The organism is Halomonas sp. GXIMD04776 (genome assembly GCF_049808615.1).
Taxonomy (GTDB): Bacteria; Pseudomonadota; Gammaproteobacteria; order Pseudomonadales; family Halomonadaceae; genus Modicisalibacter.
Genome location: NZ_JBNCAN010000016.1, coordinates 90,724 through 105,796, shown reverse-complemented (window position 1 = coordinate 105,796; position 15,073 = coordinate 90,724). Strand labels below are relative to the sequence as shown.

The 15,073-nt window shown below is 56.6% G+C and carries 10 protein-coding genes and 2 tRNA genes; 10 read left to right on the top strand and 2 right to left on the bottom strand.

What is annotated here, in order from left to right:
• Positions 1-293: 293 nt before the first annotated feature.
• Positions 294-1,040 (bottom strand): SDR family NAD(P)-dependent oxidoreductase, encoded by a 747-nt coding sequence (locus ACPF7Z_RS12275; RefSeq protein WP_425193534.1) that lies wholly within the window; start codon positions 1,038-1,040, stop codon positions 294-296.
• Positions 1,041-1,169: 129 nt separating this feature from the next.
• On the opposite strand from ACPF7Z_RS12275, the gene gltX reads away from it, so the two are divergent.
• The 3 genes from gltX to ACPF7Z_RS12260 all read left to right on the top strand — a co-directional run bounded on the left by gltX (position 1,170) and on the right by ACPF7Z_RS12260 (position 2,908).
• Positions 1,170-2,654 (top strand): glutamate--tRNA ligase, encoded by a 1,485-nt coding sequence (gene gltX / locus ACPF7Z_RS12270; RefSeq protein ID WP_425193533.1) that lies wholly within the window; start codon positions 1,170-1,172, stop codon positions 2,652-2,654.
• Positions 2,655-2,729: 75 nt separating this feature from the next.
• Positions 2,730-2,805 (top strand) — tRNA-Ala (locus tag ACPF7Z_RS12265).
• A gap of 27 nt (positions 2,806-2,832) precedes the next feature.
• Positions 2,833-2,908 (top strand) — tRNA-Glu (locus ACPF7Z_RS12260).
• Between the two features lie 852 nt (positions 2,909-3,760).
• Here the strand turns inward: ACPF7Z_RS12260 and gltA are convergent.
• On the bottom strand, positions 3,761-5,047 hold the full coding sequence (gene gltA / locus ACPF7Z_RS12255; RefSeq protein WP_425193532.1) for a citrate synthase: 1,287 nt from the start codon (positions 5,045-5,047) through the stop codon (positions 3,761-3,763).
• 422 nt (positions 5,048-5,469) lie between these two features.
• Here gltA and sdhC point away from each other — a divergent pair, with 422 nt between their 5' ends.
• From sdhC to lpdA, 7 genes are all read left to right on the top strand, one after another.
• Complete coding sequence (sdhC, locus tag ACPF7Z_RS12250; protein ID WP_425193531.1) at positions 5,470-5,847, top strand: succinate dehydrogenase, cytochrome b556 subunit; 378 nt, start codon at positions 5,470-5,472, stop codon at positions 5,845-5,847.
• Positions 5,841-6,188, top strand: coding sequence for a succinate dehydrogenase, hydrophobic membrane anchor protein (sdhD, locus tag ACPF7Z_RS12245; protein ID WP_425193530.1), 348 nt, complete (start codon positions 5,841-5,843; stop codon positions 6,186-6,188). The genes sdhC and sdhD overlap by 7 nt, the downstream gene beginning before the upstream one ends.
• Before the next feature lie 3 nt (positions 6,189-6,191).
• A complete protein-coding gene (gene sdhA, locus ACPF7Z_RS12240) occupies positions 6,192-7,964 on the top strand; it encodes a succinate dehydrogenase flavoprotein subunit (RefSeq protein WP_425193529.1) in 1,773 nt (590 codons plus the stop codon).
• Positions 7,965-7,975: 11 nt separating this feature from the next.
• On the top strand, positions 7,976-8,680 hold the full coding sequence (locus ACPF7Z_RS12235) for a succinate dehydrogenase iron-sulfur subunit (RefSeq protein ID WP_425193528.1): 705 nt from the start codon (positions 7,976-7,978) through the stop codon (positions 8,678-8,680).
• 224 nt (positions 8,681-8,904) lie between these two features.
• Positions 8,905-11,739, top strand: a complete 2,835-nt coding sequence (locus ACPF7Z_RS12230; RefSeq protein WP_425193527.1) for a 2-oxoglutarate dehydrogenase E1 component — start codon at positions 8,905-8,907, stop codon at positions 11,737-11,739.
• A gap of 40 nt (positions 11,740-11,779) precedes the next feature.
• Positions 11,780-13,471 carry a 2-oxoglutarate dehydrogenase complex dihydrolipoyllysine-residue succinyltransferase gene (gene odhB / locus ACPF7Z_RS12225; protein WP_425193526.1) on the top strand — a complete coding sequence of 564 codons (1,692 nt, stop codon included), beginning with the start codon at positions 11,780-11,782 and terminating at the stop codon, positions 13,469-13,471.
• A 39-nt stretch (positions 13,472-13,510) separates the two neighbouring features.
• Positions 13,511-14,968, top strand: a complete 1,458-nt coding sequence (lpdA, locus tag ACPF7Z_RS12220) for a dihydrolipoyl dehydrogenase (protein ID WP_425193525.1) — start codon at positions 13,511-13,513, stop codon at positions 14,966-14,968.
• Positions 14,969-15,073: the final 105 nt, after the last annotated feature.

Below are 15,073 nucleotides of genomic sequence, written 5' to 3'. Positions count from 1 at the left end.
GCGTTCTGAAACCAAAGAACTGATCAAAAAACCATCAAATTAGAGGCTTGGGCGCGGCAACGGCCCGCGCCCTCGGAATCTGGGCGCTGCTGACCAGCCCGGTGCAATATCCGGGCTAGGGCTTCCATCGATATCTCTCACGAGTTATTCGTGTCAGCATAGTGAAAAAAGATCGAAGTTTGTTTAGGATTATCAGGCCTGTAGTGGCGCCAAGGGGGAGGGGAAGATCGTCATTGGAGATCGCCAATGACTTCGCAGCCATTTAGGATCATTGTAGTAAGATTCGCTCAATCTCACCAAGCGATGGGCTCACCGGCCCAATCCCAGAAGCTGCCGCTGTCGTCCGGAGTACGTTTGCCCATGACGTCCAGTAAACACTCGGCGACGAAGTGTGGTGTGAACAGCTTGCCTTCCGGCACCCGAGCCTGAAAAGGTTGCGATAGCGCGGTATCGGTGGTGCCCGGATGCAGGCACAGAACGACGGCCTGCCGATTGAGTCGTCTGAGTTCCACGGCGGCGGTCTTCAGCAACATGTTGTGAGCTGCCTTGCTGGCGCGATAGGCGTACCAGCCACCCAGGTCGTTGTCGTCTATTGAGCCTACCCGCGCCGAAAGACTGGCAAAGATAACCGGATGCCGACCCTGCAGAGATCCCTTGAGTGTCTTGAACAGCAGGGCAGGCGTCGCGGCATTGACGTGAAAAAGCCGGGCCAATGCACCAACGTCCAGGTCGTCGAACTTTTTCTCCGGTGTGATGCCTGCATCGTCGTCATGCAGCATGCCAATGGCATTGAAAACCAAGTGCAGCGGTGCACCCTTCAGCCGTTCTGCCAGTTCATCTTGGCCCTCCTGGGTAGTGGCATCCAACGTCAGGCGCTCCAGGCGTGAATCATCGAGTTCCAATCCCGGTTCCCGACGACTGACAGCGATGATGCGTCCCGGCCGTCGGCTGGCCAATAGCGCCTTGAGCACGGCCTGACCGATGCCGCCGGAAGCGCCAAGGACAAGTGCGCTGAAATCGTCGGGCAACTGGGTGAGCATGGTGACTCCTTTCACAGGGGGCAATAGTAGGCCGGCGCGTACTTGATTGTGACTATTGCGTATCGAGCTGTCGAGTAAGCATCAGGTGCGTATAATGCCGCCACTCCTATGAGCAACGGAACGGATGTCATGACCACCGTACGTACCCGAATCGCCCCCTCGCCAACGGGGGATCCCCATGTGGGGACCGCTTATGTCGCCTTGTTCAATTTGTGTTTTGCTCGTCAGCATGGCGGCCAGTTCATCCTGCGCATCGAAGATACCGACCGGCAACGCTCCACGTCGGAGTCCGAGCGGATGATCCTCGATTCGCTACGCTGGCTGGGGCTCGAGTGGGATGAAGGACCGGATGTCGGTGGTCCCCATGGTCCCTATCGTCAAAGCGAGCGTGGCGATCTCTATGCGCAGTACGCTCAGCAGCTGCTGGAAGCAGGGCATGCCTTCAAGTGTTACCGCAGCAGTGACGAACTGGACGAATTGCGCGAGGCGCGAAAGGCCGAAGGCCTTCATGCGGCGCTCAAACCGGCGGACCTGGCGCTGCCTCAGGCCGAGGTCGAACGGCGCGAGGCCGAGGGTTGGCCTTATGTGGTGCGCATGAAGGTGCCCAGCGAGGGTGTGTGTGTCGTCGAGGACATGCTGCGCGGCAGTATCGACGTCGACTGGACGCAAGTCGATGCGCAGATCCTGCTCAAGTCCGATGGCATGCCGACCTATCATCTGGCCAACGTGATCGATGATCATTTGATGAGGATCACCCATGTTCTGCGGGGCGAGGAATGGATCAACTCCGCGCCCAAGCATCAACTGCTCTACGAGTACTTCGGCTGGCAGATGCCGGTGCTATGTCATCTGCCGCTGCTGCGTAACCCCGACAAGACCAAGCTCTCGAAACGCAAGAATCCAACCTCGATCAACTATTATCGTCGCATGGGATTCCTTCCTCAGGCGCTGACCAACTATCTGGGGCGCATGGGGTGGTCGATGCCCGATGAGCGCGAGAAATTCAGCCTTGGCGAGATGATGGCGCATTTCGATATCCAGCGCGTGTCCTTGGGTGGGCCGGTCTTCGATCTGGAAAAACTGACCTGGTTGAACGGCGTTTACATTCGCGAGGATCTGGATGACCAGGGGCTACTGCTTGCACTGCGCGAATGGGCGTTCAATGAAGATTATGTCAGCCAGATACTGCCCCAGGTGCGGCCGCGTATTGAGACACTGTCTGATGTGGCGCCTCTGGCCGGACATTTCTTTTCGGGTATGCCGCCGATCGATGAGCGCAGTTTCGAGAGCATTACGCTCGAGCGTGGCGAGTTACTCAAGCTGCTGCAGTTCTTGATCTGGCGTCTTGAGAGGGTGTCGTTCTGGGATAAGGATAGTCTTCTACCAGAGGTAAAAAGACTCAGTAACTACTTCGAGCTCAAGATGAAGGTGTTTCTGGCGCCTGTATTCATTGCCATCACCGGATCGACGACCTCGACGTCGGTCATGGATGCGATGGTCATTCTGGGGTCGGATATGACGCGGGCACGTTTGCGCCATGCGATCCTTGTGCTGGGGGGAATTTCCAAGAAGCAGGCGAAGGGGTTCGAGAAGGAGTTTCGTGCCCTTGAGTAAGTAAAAAAACGTTGACCGGCCAGGGGTGTATGAGTAGCATACGCCCCGTTCTTACAGGACGGCGTTTGTTGCAAAGGGGCCTTAGCTCAGCTGGGAGAGCGCGACGCTGGCAGCGTCGAGGTCACCGGTTCGATCCCGGTAGGCTCCACCATCGTTTCGCACACTGTGTGCTTGTTGCGTCCCATTCGTCTAGTGGTCCAGGACACCGCCCTTTCACGGCGGTAACAGGGGTTCGAACCCCCTATGGGACGCCACCCTTCTCCTTCTGCTTTTGCGCGCTCGGTCGCTTTGACTTGTTCGATATCCCCTCTAGGTGTCTATAGTTCTCTTTCTTGTTGTGAAGAATGAAAAAACTAGCCCTGTCAAGCCTGTTTTGTTGGTTATTAAGTGCTTTTTTTCATTCTTCAAGGGTTGACATAAGTCTTCGTTTTTCCCCACCTGTGCAAGATTCACCATTACCCTGTGCATAGAAAGCAGGATAACCCCGTCGTTGCTGGGTTTGTGAAAAAATCAATTAAAATCAAATACTTGCATATGGTTAAAAATTAGCCAATTTGTAGCCAGGCCGCTATTCATGGCGATTGGATGACGTTCTCTAGAGGTTGTGAACAGCTTTATCCACAGAAAGTGTGGACAAGCGCAAAGAGGCAGCGCGGCGCTTTGAAAAACGATGAATATCGATCGTCCGGCACCTCGTTCAAGCTGTTCAAATTGCGTGATTTATCGCTCCCGGTGTACTCGTTCCATTAGGGCCTGTTGACGTTTCCTCACGGCCGCGACAGAGATTCATTGGGTGCAGAGCAAGGCGTGAGGAGCGTCGTTGGGTTGTTTCCAATGAGCGACAAACAACGCCGTGCTGTGCCCAATGGCTGGTCGGCGCTAGTACAACTGATCGATGAGAGCGGCAGCGGGTAGGTGTGCATCCATGCCGGACACCGGTTTTATCCGCTGCCCCGTTATCAGGTCGTGCACGCACAGAATGCCATGTCGCTTGCAACGGAATGGCTTTCTTGTATCGCTGAAAGAATGACAGGGCGGGATGAGTCGAAGGGATGGTCTCCAACGAAGCGGGCCGCCCTGATCAGGCGGCCCATTCGTTGCAATGGTTACTTCTGTGGATAGTCGCGTTGCGGGTATCCGGTGTAAAGCTGGCGCGGACGACCGATACGATAGTCGTTGCTGAGCATCTCGTTCCAGTGTGAGATCCAGCCGATGGTACGGGCCACGGCGAAGACGACCGTGAACATGTTGGTCGGGATGCCGATCGCGTTGAGGATGATGCCGGAATAGAAATCGACGTTGGGGTAGAGCTTGCGCTCAATGAAGTAGTCGTCTTCCAGGGCGATCTGCTCCAGGCGCTTGGCGATCTTGAGCTTGGGATCGTTGGCACGGCCCAGTTCCTCGAGAACCTCGTCACAGGTCTCCTTCATGACCTTGGCACGCGGGTCGAAGTTCTTGTACACCCGATGGCCAAAGCCCATCAGCTTGAAGGGGTCGTCCTTGTCCTTGGCCTTGTCGATGTAGCGCTGGATATTCTCTTCGGACTCGTCGCCAATCTCGTCGAGCATGTTGAGCACCGCCTCGTTGGCACCACCGTGGGCCGGGCCCCAGAGCGCGGCGATACCGGCACTGATGCAAGCGAACGGATTGGCGCCGGTGGAGCCGGCCAGGCGCACCGTCGAAGTCGAGGCGTTCTGCTCATGATCGGCATGGAGCATGAAGATGCGATCCATGGCCTTGGCGTACACCGGGTTGATCTTGAACTTTTCACATGGATTGCTGAACATCATGTAAAGGAAGTTTTCGGCGTAGTTCAGATCATTGCGTGGATAGTTGAAAGGCTGGCCGATATTGTACTTGTAGGTCATCGCCGCGATGGTCGGCATCTTGGCGATCAGGCGAATGGCGCTGACCCGGCGCTGTTTCTCATCGGAGATGTCCAGGTTGTCGTGATAGAAGGCCGCCAGCCCGCCGACCACGCCGCACAGGATGGCCATCGGGTGGGCATCACGGCGAAATCCCTTGAAGAAGTTGACGAGTTGCTCATGCACCATGGTGTGGTTGGTGATCAGCCCCTTGAACTTTTCGTATTGTTCATCGTTGGGCAGTTCGCCGAACAGCAACAGATAGCTCATCTCGACGAAGTTGGAATGATCCGCGAGTTGATCGATGGGGTAGCCGCGGTGCAGCAATACGCCATTGGCGCCATCGATGTAGGTAATGCCGGATTCACAGGACGCCGTGGCAACGAAACCTGGGTCATAGGTAAAATGGCCATTGTCGGTCAGGCTGCGTACATCGATGACGTCCGGACCAAGCGTGCCCGAATAGACTGGAAATTCAATAGCTTCATCCAGGCCGTCGATTTTCAAATGCGCTTTTTTATCAGCCATGCTAGGTCTCCTGCGGTTATCGATTGCTGGTAAGAATGCCATCTCACCTTTTGCTGCGGGGCAGCAAAGTGCTATTCACTATAAAAGCGCTGTGGGTTTTGTCAATTCGTCAATGGTGAACACAAGGTGTCGATGTTCGAGCGAAAGTGTTACTCATGATGACTGACAGGCTCATTGGCTGCCCCAGCGGCGCGTTCAATCGGCTTTTTCTACGACGTTACTAAGGGTAACACCGTGATTGCGCATGAGCGGTAACGATTTGTCATACTTCACTTCAATCCCTATAATCTTATCCACGCGACTGACAGGAATAGTAAATCGGTCGCACCATCTGGCGTACTGATGAAGACCTTCCTCAAAACCACTACCCACTCCGGTCGAGCTTGATTGAGAGAGTGGGCCAACAGGGTGTGCGACGAGCCGTGAATAGCAAAAGACCCGTAAACCTCGATCTCTCCACTATAAAGTTTCCTCTTCCTGCACTGACTTCCATCACCCACCGTGTCACCGGCATCATTCTCTTTGTCGGACTGATCTTTGCGTTCTGGGCACTGGATACATCGCTCTCTTCGCCGCAAGGATTCGAGGCGGTACGTGAAGCTCTGGAATATAACTTCCTGGCAAAACTCATTGTCTGGGGATTGCTGTCGGCATTGTCATTTCACTTCGTGGCCGGTGTGCGGCATCTGTTGATGGATTTTGACATCGGCATCGATCTGGAAGGGGGCGTGCAAACATCAAAGATCACCTTCATCGCCGCCGCGGTGCTGGTGATTCTGGCAGGAGTCTGGGTATGGTAACCAACGTAACGAACTTCAGTCGTAGTGGATTGTCTGATTGGCTGATCCAACAGGTATCGGCGGTCATCCTCGCACTCTATGCGCTTTTCATGGTGGGGTACTTTCTTCTTCATCCGCAGTTGGATTACATGACCTGGCACGGGCTCTTCGCACAGACCTGGATGCGTATCTTCTCTTTATTGGCGTTCATCGCCTTGGCGGCGCACGCCTGGGTGGGTATTTGGACTGTCATCACTGACTATATCAAGCCCGTCAGAATGCGCTTTGGAGCACAGGTCGTATTGATTGTTGCAATCTTCGTGTTCCTGGTATGGGCCATACAAATCCTCTGGGGAGCCTGATTCATGTCTGCTATGCGTAATTTATCCTTCGATGCCATCATCATCGGTGGTGGTGGTTCGGGTTTGCGGGCCGCGCTCGAGCTTGCCAAGTCCGGCAAGAAGACTGCGGTGTTGTCCAAGGTGTTTCCCACGCGCTCGCATACCGTATCCGCCCAGGGCGGCATCACCTGTGCCATTGCCTCCGCCGATCCCAACGATGACTGGCGCTGGCATATGTACGATACCGTCAAGGGCAGTGACTATATTGCCGATCAGGATGCGGCGGAGTACATGTGTACCGAAGGACCCAAGGCGGTATTCGAGCTTGAACACATGGGGCTGCCATTTTCGCGCTTCGACAACGGACGTATCTACCAGCGTCCCTTTGGCGGTCAGTCCAAGAATTTTGGTGAAGGCGGCCAAGCCGCTCGTACCTGCGCGGCTGCCGACCGTACGGGGCATGCGCTTCTGCACACGCTTTATCAGAACAACCTGAAAAATAACACCGTCTTTCTTAACGAGTGGTATGCCATCGATCTGGTCAAGAATACCCAGGGGGATGTGGTCGGCTGTATTGCTCTGTGTATCGAGACAGGTGAAATCGTACACGTCAAATCCAAGGCCACAGTGCTCGCCACCGGCGGTGCCGGCCGCATCTTTGCGTCGACCACCAATGCCCTGATCAATACCGGCGATGGCATCGGCATGGCGCTGCGCGCCGGCTTCCCCATGCAGGACATGGAGATGTGGCAGTTTCATCCGACCGGCATCTACGGCGCGGGCACCCTGGTCACCGAAGGGTGCCGTGGTGAGGGTGGCTACCTGATCAACAAGGATGGCGAGCGCTTCATGGAGCGTTATGCCCCCAATGCCAAGGATCTCGCCAGTCGCGACGTGGTCGCGCGCTCGATGGTCATGGAAATGCTCGAAGGGCGTGGCTGTGGCGAGAACGGTGATCATGTCATGCTCAAGCTCGATCACCTGGGTGAAGAAGTTCTGCAGAAGCGTCTGCCCGGTATCGTCGAGCTGGCCAAGACCTTTGCCCACGTGAACCCGGCGCAGGATCCGATTCCGGTGGTGCCGACCTGCCATTACATGATGGGCGGAATACCCACCAACGTGCACGGTCAGGCCATCATGCAAGACGGTGATGGCAACGATCAGATCATCAACGGCTTGTTTGCTTGTGGCGAAGCGGCTTGTGTCTCCGTGCATGGTGCCAATCGCCTGGGAGGCAATTCGCTGCTCGACCTGGTGGTGTTTGGCCGTGCGGCAGGCATGTTCATCGAAGGCGCACTCAATGAGGGCGTCGATTATCTGGATGCCTCCCAATCCGATGTCGATGCATCCATGGCGCGTCTCAATCGCTGGAACGAGTCGAGCAACGGAGAAGCGGTGGCGGCGCTCAAGGCGGAATTACAAGAGGTCATGCAGAACGACTTCGGTGTTTTCCGCAAAGAAGAAAACATGCAAAACGGCGTCAAGAAGCTTGCTGATCTGCGTGAACGAATCGCCAATGCTCATCTTGGTGACAAATCCGATACCTTTAATACCGCGCGCGTGGAGGCTCTGGAACTCGACAATCTGCTCGAGGTCGCCGAAGCTACCGCCATTTCTGCGTTCGAGCGCAAGGAAAGCCGCGGCGCACATTCCCGTTACGACTACCCGGACCGTGACGACGTCAACTGGCTGAAGCATTCCATCTACTTCCCGACCGAGAAAAAGTTGGGCAAGCGGGATGTGAACTTCACACCCAAGACCGTCGATACCTTCGAGCCCAAGATCCGGACCTATTGAGGGAGACTGCCATGCTTCAAGTATCCATATACCGCTACAATCCGGAAACCGACTCAGCACCTTATATGCAGGAGTTTCAGGTGGATACCCAGGGCCGTGATGTCATGGTTCTGAACGTCCTCGAACTCATCAAGCAGCAGGATAGCTCGATGGCTTATCGGCGCAGCTGTCGCGAGGGCGTGTGTGGTTCCGACGGTATGAACATCAACGGTACCAATGGTCTGGCGTGTATTACGCCACTGTCTGCCGTGGTCAAGAACAACAAGCTTACGTTGCGCCCCTTGCCCGGCTTGCCGGTCGTGCGTGACCTGGTGGTCGACATGGGCATCTTCTACAAGCAGTATGAGCGCATTCAGCCATACCTGCAGAACGACACGACGCCGCCGGCAATCGAACGCCTGCAGTCACCGGAGGAGCGTGACAAGCTCGATGGACTCTATGAGTGCATTCTGTGCGCCTGCTGTTCGACGGCTTGCCCCTCGTTCTGGTGGAACCCGGATAAGTTCGTGGGACCCGCCGGGTTGCTTCAAGCTTATCGCTTCCTGGCCGATAGTCGTGATACCGCGGCGCGGGAGCGCCTGGCCGAACTCGAGGATCCGTTCAGCGTGTTTCGTTGCCGTGGGATCATGAATTGCGTGGCCGTGTGCCCCAAGGGGCTCAACCCGACTCGCGCGATTGGCAAGATTCGCGAGCTGCTGGTGGAGAATGCCACTTAAATCGTGGCCCGCGGCTTGCTATCATGATGAACATTCCTTCGCGGCCATGAGTCGCCCTGGAAAAGGCCTAAGCGCCAAGAGCCGGTGCCCGGGTGCACCGGCTCTTGACCATTATTGCCGTGATACCGATCACAAGACCTGGTTTCGACGGCAGGGCAAGGGTGTCGCCGATGCGTGCTCGTACCGGGCGACGACAATGCCTCATGAGTGCAGGTGACTGAGTGATGCAAGAAGGCATAATGGAATTGATGTGGCGAACCTCCCACATGAGCGGTGGCAATGCCCACTACGTAGAGGCCCTTTACGAGCAGTACCTGCTCGATCCCAATGAAGTTCCGGATGAGTGGCGCAATTATTTCGACAAGCTGCCACGTCCAGAAGGAAGCCCCTCCCACGATATACCCTTGAGTCCGATCCGTGAGCAGTTTTATCAGCTGGCACGCAATCGGCGCAACGGCCAGGCCGCGGATGGTGTCGAAAGCGGTGAAAGCCGAAAGCAGGTCAAGGTCCTGCAGCTGATCAATGCCTACCGCTTCCGCGGACATCAGAAAGCGGATATCGATCCCTTGGGGTTGCGCAACCCGGTGCCAGTGCCCGATCTCGATTTGTCCTTCCATCAGTTGTCCCAAGCCGACATGGATACCGAATTCCAGACCGGTTCCTTTTTTCTGGGCAAGGACAGGGCACCTCTCAAGGAAATATATGAGGCGCTGAACCAGACCTACTGCCGCAGTATCGGCTGCGAGTTCATGCATATCGTCGATACCGAAGAGAAGCGCTGGCTGCAGCAGCGCTTCGAGTCGGTGCGCTCTCAGCCCAAATTCAGCGATGAGGTGCGTAAGCACACCCTGGAACGACTGACAGCCGCTGAAGGTCTGGAAAGCTACCTGGCGTCCAAGTACCCGGGCACCAAGCGCTTTGGTCTCGAGGGGGGAGAGAATTTCATCCCGATGATGGATGAGATCATCCAGCGGACCGGGGGCTACGGTGCCAAGGAGACCGTTATCGGTATGGCCCACCGTGGCCGCCTCAATCTCCTGGTGAATATTCTCGGCAAGAGTCCTTCGGAGCTGATCGAGGAATTCGATGGCAAGAAGGTCATCGAGAAGGGGTCCGGCGACGTCAAGTATCACCAGGGCTTCAGTTCCAATGTCATGACCCCGGGGGGGGAAATGCATCTGGCGCTGGCCTTCAATCCGTCGCATCTGGAAATCGTTTCCCCGGTGGTCGAGGGTTCCGTGCGTGCGCGTCAGGATCGCCGCGAGGACGTCGATGGCGACAAGGTATTGCCGGTCAACGTTCATGGTGATGCGGCCTTCGCCGGTCAGGGCGTGGTCATGGAGACGTTTCAGATGTCTCAGACCCGAGCCTATCGTACCGGCGGCACGTTGCATATCGTCATCAACAATCAGGTGGGCTTCACCACGTCACACCCTGAAGATACGCGCTCCACGGAGTACTGCACCGATATCGCCAAGATGGTTCAGGCCCCTATCTTCCACGTCAACGGCGATGACGCCGATGCGGTACTGCATGCGACCCAGGTGGCGGTCGACTATCGTCAGCAGTTTCACAAGGACGTGGTCATCGACATGGTGTGCTATCGTCGGCGTGGCCACAACGAGGCCGACGAGCCCTCCGGCACTCAGCCGATGATGTACAGCAAGATCAAGAAGCACAAGAGTGCCCGGGAACTTTATGCGTCCCGTCTGATCGAGGACGGCGTGCTCGATGAAGAGGCCGTCAAGGAGATGGTCGAAAAGTATCGCGACGATCTACAGGCGGGCAATCATGTCGCCGATGCGCTGGTCAAGGAGCCTAATACGGGACTCTTCGTCGACTGGTCACCGTACATCGGTCATGAATGGACCGGGGACGCGGATACCAGCATCGACATGAAGCGCATGCAAAAGCTTGCCGCGCGCATGTGCGATATTCCGGATGGCATCCAGGTCCAGCGCCAGGTGGCCAAGATCTACGAGGATCGGCGCAAGATGCATGCCGGTGGCATGGCGCTCAACTGGGGCTTTGCCGAGACTTTGGCCTATGCCACCTTGCTCGATCAGGGCCACGCCGTACGTCTTACCGGGCAGGATTCCGGTCGTGGTACCTTTTCCCATCGTCATGCGGTCGTGCACAACCAAAAGGATGGCACGACCTACGTGCCACTGGAACATATCCGCGACGGTCAACCACGCTTCACTATCCACGACTCCTTCCTTTCGGAAGAAGCGGTGCTGGCCTTTGAATATGGCTATGCCACCACCATGCCCAACGCCCTGATTATCTGGGAAGCCCAGTTCGGCGACTTCTTCAATGGCGCCCAGGTAGTGGTCGATCAGTTCATCTCTTCCGGTGAATCCAAGTGGGCGCGTCTATGCGGTTTGACCCTGCTGTTGCCTCATGGCTATGAAGGGCAGGGCCCTGAACACTCGTCGGCACGCCTCGAGCGTTTTCTGCAGTTGTGTGCGGAACAAAACATGCAGGTCTGCGTGCCGACCACACCGGCTCAGATATTCCACTTGCTTCGTCGCCAGGTGATTCGCCCCATCCGCAAGCCCCTGATCGTGATGTCGCCAAAAAGCTTGCTGCGTCACAAGGAGGCGGTTTCCAGCCTGGAAGAACTGGCCGAGGGTCGTTTTGAGATGGTTCTGGCGGATAAGGGCAAGCTCGAGGCAGAGAAAGTCACCCGCGTCGTGCTGTGTTCGGGCAAAGTCTATTATGACCTTGTGGCCTATCGCAGCGATAAGGAGCGGGATGATACGGCTGTCGTACGTATCGAACAGCTTTATCCCTTCCCCAAGGATGAGCTCTTCGACGCGCTCAAGGGATATTCCAACCTGGAACAGATAGTGTGGTGCCAGGAAGAGCCGTTGAACCAGGGGGCCTGGTATCAAAGCCAGCACCATCTGCGCGTGGTGGCCGACATGCTGTCCAATGGTCTGGGGCGTGAACTCAAGTTTGCGGGTCGCCCTGCCTCTGCAGCGCCGGCGGCGGGTTACATGTCGGTACATATCGAACAGCAGCGCCAATTGGTCGAAGACGCCTTCAACGCTTAAGGCACTCCACCGGGACGAAAGAATACATTAAGGAAAGTAAATGGCTACTGAGATCAAAGCGCCCAGTTTCCCAGAGTCCGTCAACGAAGGGACCGTTGCCACCTGGCACAAGAAACCCGGTGACAGCGTCGATCGCGATGAGTTGATCGTCGAGATCGAAACCGACAAGGTGGTTCTCGAAGTGGTGGCGCCGGAAGCGGGTACGCTGTCCGAGATCAAAGTCGAAGAGGGTGATACCTGCGACTCGGAACAGGTATTGGGCATGCTCGGCGACGCTCAGGAAAGTAAGAAGAGCGACGACAAGCAGGAGTCCGATGACGACGAAGAGGAGTCATCCAAGCAGGAAGATGAATCCGATAGTGATTCCGGCGCAGAAGACGAACAAGGCAAGGCTGAGAAGAGCGAGAAATCTGCTTCCTCAGGTAAGAAGCATGATGTGAAGGCACCGTCATTCCCTGAGTCCATACAGGAAGGCACGGTCTCGACCTGGCACAAGAAAGTCGGCGAGTCGGTCAAGCGCGATGAGGTGCTGGCGGATATCGAAACCGACAAGGTGGTGCTGGAAGTCGTCGCACCCGCCGATGGCGCGCTTGCGGAAATCAAGGTCGAGGAAGGCGAACAGGTCGAATCCGAGGCCGTGTTGGCCATCTTCGCCGAAGGCGGCGGCGAGGGTGCCTCCACCAGTAGCGGCAAGGATGAGCAGCCAGACACCCCCGATGCCAAGAGCAAGGACAAGCAGGGCAGCGGCCAGGACAATAGTGATCAAGAAGACGACGATGCCAAGGTCGGCGACAAGATAGTGGCTCCAGCCGCACGCAAGATGATCGCCGAGCATGATCTTGATGCCAACAAGATCGAAGGCACCGGCAAGGGCGGGCGCATCCTCAAGGAAGACGTGCAAAAAGCCGTTTCTCAAGGCAGCGCCAAGAAGTCCTCGGATTCCAAGGCATCCTCTTCTTCTGGCTCTGGCTCCTCTGCCGATATGGCGACCACCAAAGCGGCTGCTCAGGCCGCACCGGAAGTGGAAGGCGACCGTCCCGAGAAACGCGTACCCATGAGTCGTCTGCGTCAGACCATCGCCAAGCGTCTGGTTCAGGCTCAGCAGACCGCGGCGATGCTCACCACCTATAACGAGGTGGACATGACCGCGGTCATGCAGTTGCGCGCTCAGTACAAAGAGACCTTCCAGAAAGCGCACGATACCAAGCTCGGGTTCATGGGATTTTTCGTCAAGGCGGCCTGCGAAGCGCTCAAGCGTTTCCCGGATGTCAACGCCTCCATCGATGGTACCGATATCGTCTATCATGGCTACCAGGATATTGGCGTGGCGGTATCCACGAATCGTGGTCTGGTGGTGCCCGTCCTGCGCGATACCGACAGCATGAAGATTGCCGACGTGGAGAAAACCATCGTCGACTTCGGCAAGCGCGCTCGAGATGGCAAACTGGGCATCGATGAAATGCAAGGCGGCACCTTCACCATCACCAATGGTGGTATTTTCGGTTCGCTGATGTCGACGCCGATCATCAATCCGCCGCAAACGGCGATTCTGGGAATGCATAAAATCCAGGAGCGGCCAATGGCGGTGAACGGAAAGGTCGAGATCCGTCCGATGATGTACCTGGCAGTGTCCTACGATCACCGTATGATCGATGGCAAGGACGCGGTGCAGTTTCTGGTCGCGATCAAGGAGTTGCTTGAGGATCCGGCACGTCTGATATTGGACGTGTGATGCGCTACCAAGCCAAATTTGACCAAACAGGAAGATTTCATGGCCGATAAATACGATGTGATCGTCATTGGTGCGGGCCCTGGGGGCTACGTTGCCGCAATTCGTGCAGCCCAGATGGGACTCAAAACCGCTTGTGTCGAAAAATGGGTCAACAAGAAGGGCAAGACCGTGCATGGCGGTACCTGCCTCAACGTGGGCTGCATTCCATCGAAAGCGCTGCTCGAGGCCTCGCACAAGTATGTCGAGGCCAAGCATGATTTCGGTGACATCGGTATCGAGACCGGTGACGTCAAGATGGACGTCAAGAAAATGATGGCCCGCAAGGACAAGATCGTCTCCAACTTGACCGGCGGTATCTCCAGCCTGTTCAAGGCCAATGGCGTCACTCCCCTGGAGGGTACCGGCAAGGTGCTTTCGAAGGGCAAGGTCGAGGTGACTGACAAGGATGGCGAGAAGGCGACCTATGAAGCCGACAACATCGTCATCGCTACGGGTTCCGTGCCGGTAGAGATTCCGCCCACGCCGCTGACCGAAGGACTGATCGTCGACTCTACCGGTGCGCTGGAGTTCGAAGAGACACCCAAGCGTCTGGGTGTGATCGGCGCCGGGGTCATCGGCCTCGAATTGGGCAGCGTGTGGAATCGCCTTGGCAGCGAGGTCACCATGCTCGAAGCCATGGACACCTTCTTGCCGATGGTCGATAAGGATGTGGCCAAGGAGACTCAGAAGCTGCTGACCAAGCAGGGGCTCGACATCAAGATGGGTGCTCGGGTTACCGGTTCCGAGATCAAGGATAAGGAAGTACTGGTCAAGTACACCGACAGCAAGGGCGAGCAGGAGCAGACCTTCGACAAGGTGATCGTCTGTGTCGGTCGTCGGCCTTATACCAAGGGGGTGCTCGATGATGATGCCGGGGTCAAGCTCGACGAGCGCGGCTTCATCTTCGTGGACGATCATTGCCGTACCAGCGTGCCGGGTGTCTATGCTATCGGCGATGCGGTGCGCGGTCAGATGTTGGCCCACAAAGCCTCGGAAGAGGGCATCATGGTGGCGGATATCATCGCCGGCCATAAGGCCGAGATGAATTATGACGCCATTCCTTGCGTTATCTACACGGCTCCGGAAGTGGCCTGGGTCGGTATGAACGAGCAGGAAGCCAAGTCCGAAGGTATCGAAGTCAAGAGCGGCACCTTCTCATACGCGGCCAGTGGTCGTGCGATGGCCAACAATGCCACGGAAGGTCTGGCCAAGATCATCGCCGATGCCGAGACCGATCGCATCCTCGGGGTGCATATCGTCGGGCAGCATGCTGGTGAGTTGATCGCTCAAGGCGTTATCGCCATGGAGTTCGGTTCCAGTGCAGAAGATCTGGCACTGACCTGCTACGCCCACCCGACCGTTTCCGAGGTTGTGCACGAGGCTGCCCTGGCGGTGGAAGGTCATGCGATTCACATGGCCAACCGCAAGAAGCGCACGAAACAAAAAGGCAAGGAATAAAGCGTCGCACCCGTAAGGGGCGATCCTTTGCGATGTATCGTCCGCATTCGCGGGCGAGGGGGATGGCCAAGGCAGGCCTTGAACGTGGCTTGCCTCCGGCTGTCA

What these genes read in the sequence shown, in the direction of transcription:
- ACPF7Z_RS12230 (WP_425193527.1), top strand. Translation starts at nt 8,905, where the DNA reads ATGCAAGAAGGCATAATGGAATTGATGTGGCGAACCTCCCACATGAGC.
- odhB (WP_425193526.1), top strand. Translation starts at nt 11,780, where the DNA reads ATGGCTACTGAGATCAAAGCGCCCAGTTTCCCAGAGTCCGTCAACGAA.
- gltX (WP_425193533.1), top strand. Translation starts at nt 1,170, where the DNA reads ATGACCACCGTACGTACCCGAATCGCCCCCTCGCCAACGGGGGATCCC.
- lpdA (WP_425193525.1), top strand. Translation starts at nt 13,511, where the DNA reads ATGGCCGATAAATACGATGTGATCGTCATTGGTGCGGGCCCTGGGGGC.
- sdhA (WP_425193529.1), top strand. Translation starts at nt 6,192, where the DNA reads ATGTCTGCTATGCGTAATTTATCCTTCGATGCCATCATCATCGGTGGT.
- sdhD (WP_425193530.1), top strand. Translation starts at nt 5,841, where the DNA reads ATGGTAACCAACGTAACGAACTTCAGTCGTAGTGGATTGTCTGATTGG.
- ACPF7Z_RS12235 (WP_425193528.1), top strand. Translation starts at nt 7,976, where the DNA reads ATGCTTCAAGTATCCATATACCGCTACAATCCGGAAACCGACTCAGCA.
- gltA (WP_425193532.1), bottom strand. Translation starts at nt 5,047, where the DNA reads ATGGCTGATAAAAAAGCGCATTTGAAAATCGACGGCCTGGATGAAGCT.
- ACPF7Z_RS12275 (WP_425193534.1), bottom strand. Translation starts at nt 1,040, where the DNA reads ATGCTCACCCAGTTGCCCGACGATTTCAGCGCACTTGTCCTTGGCGCT.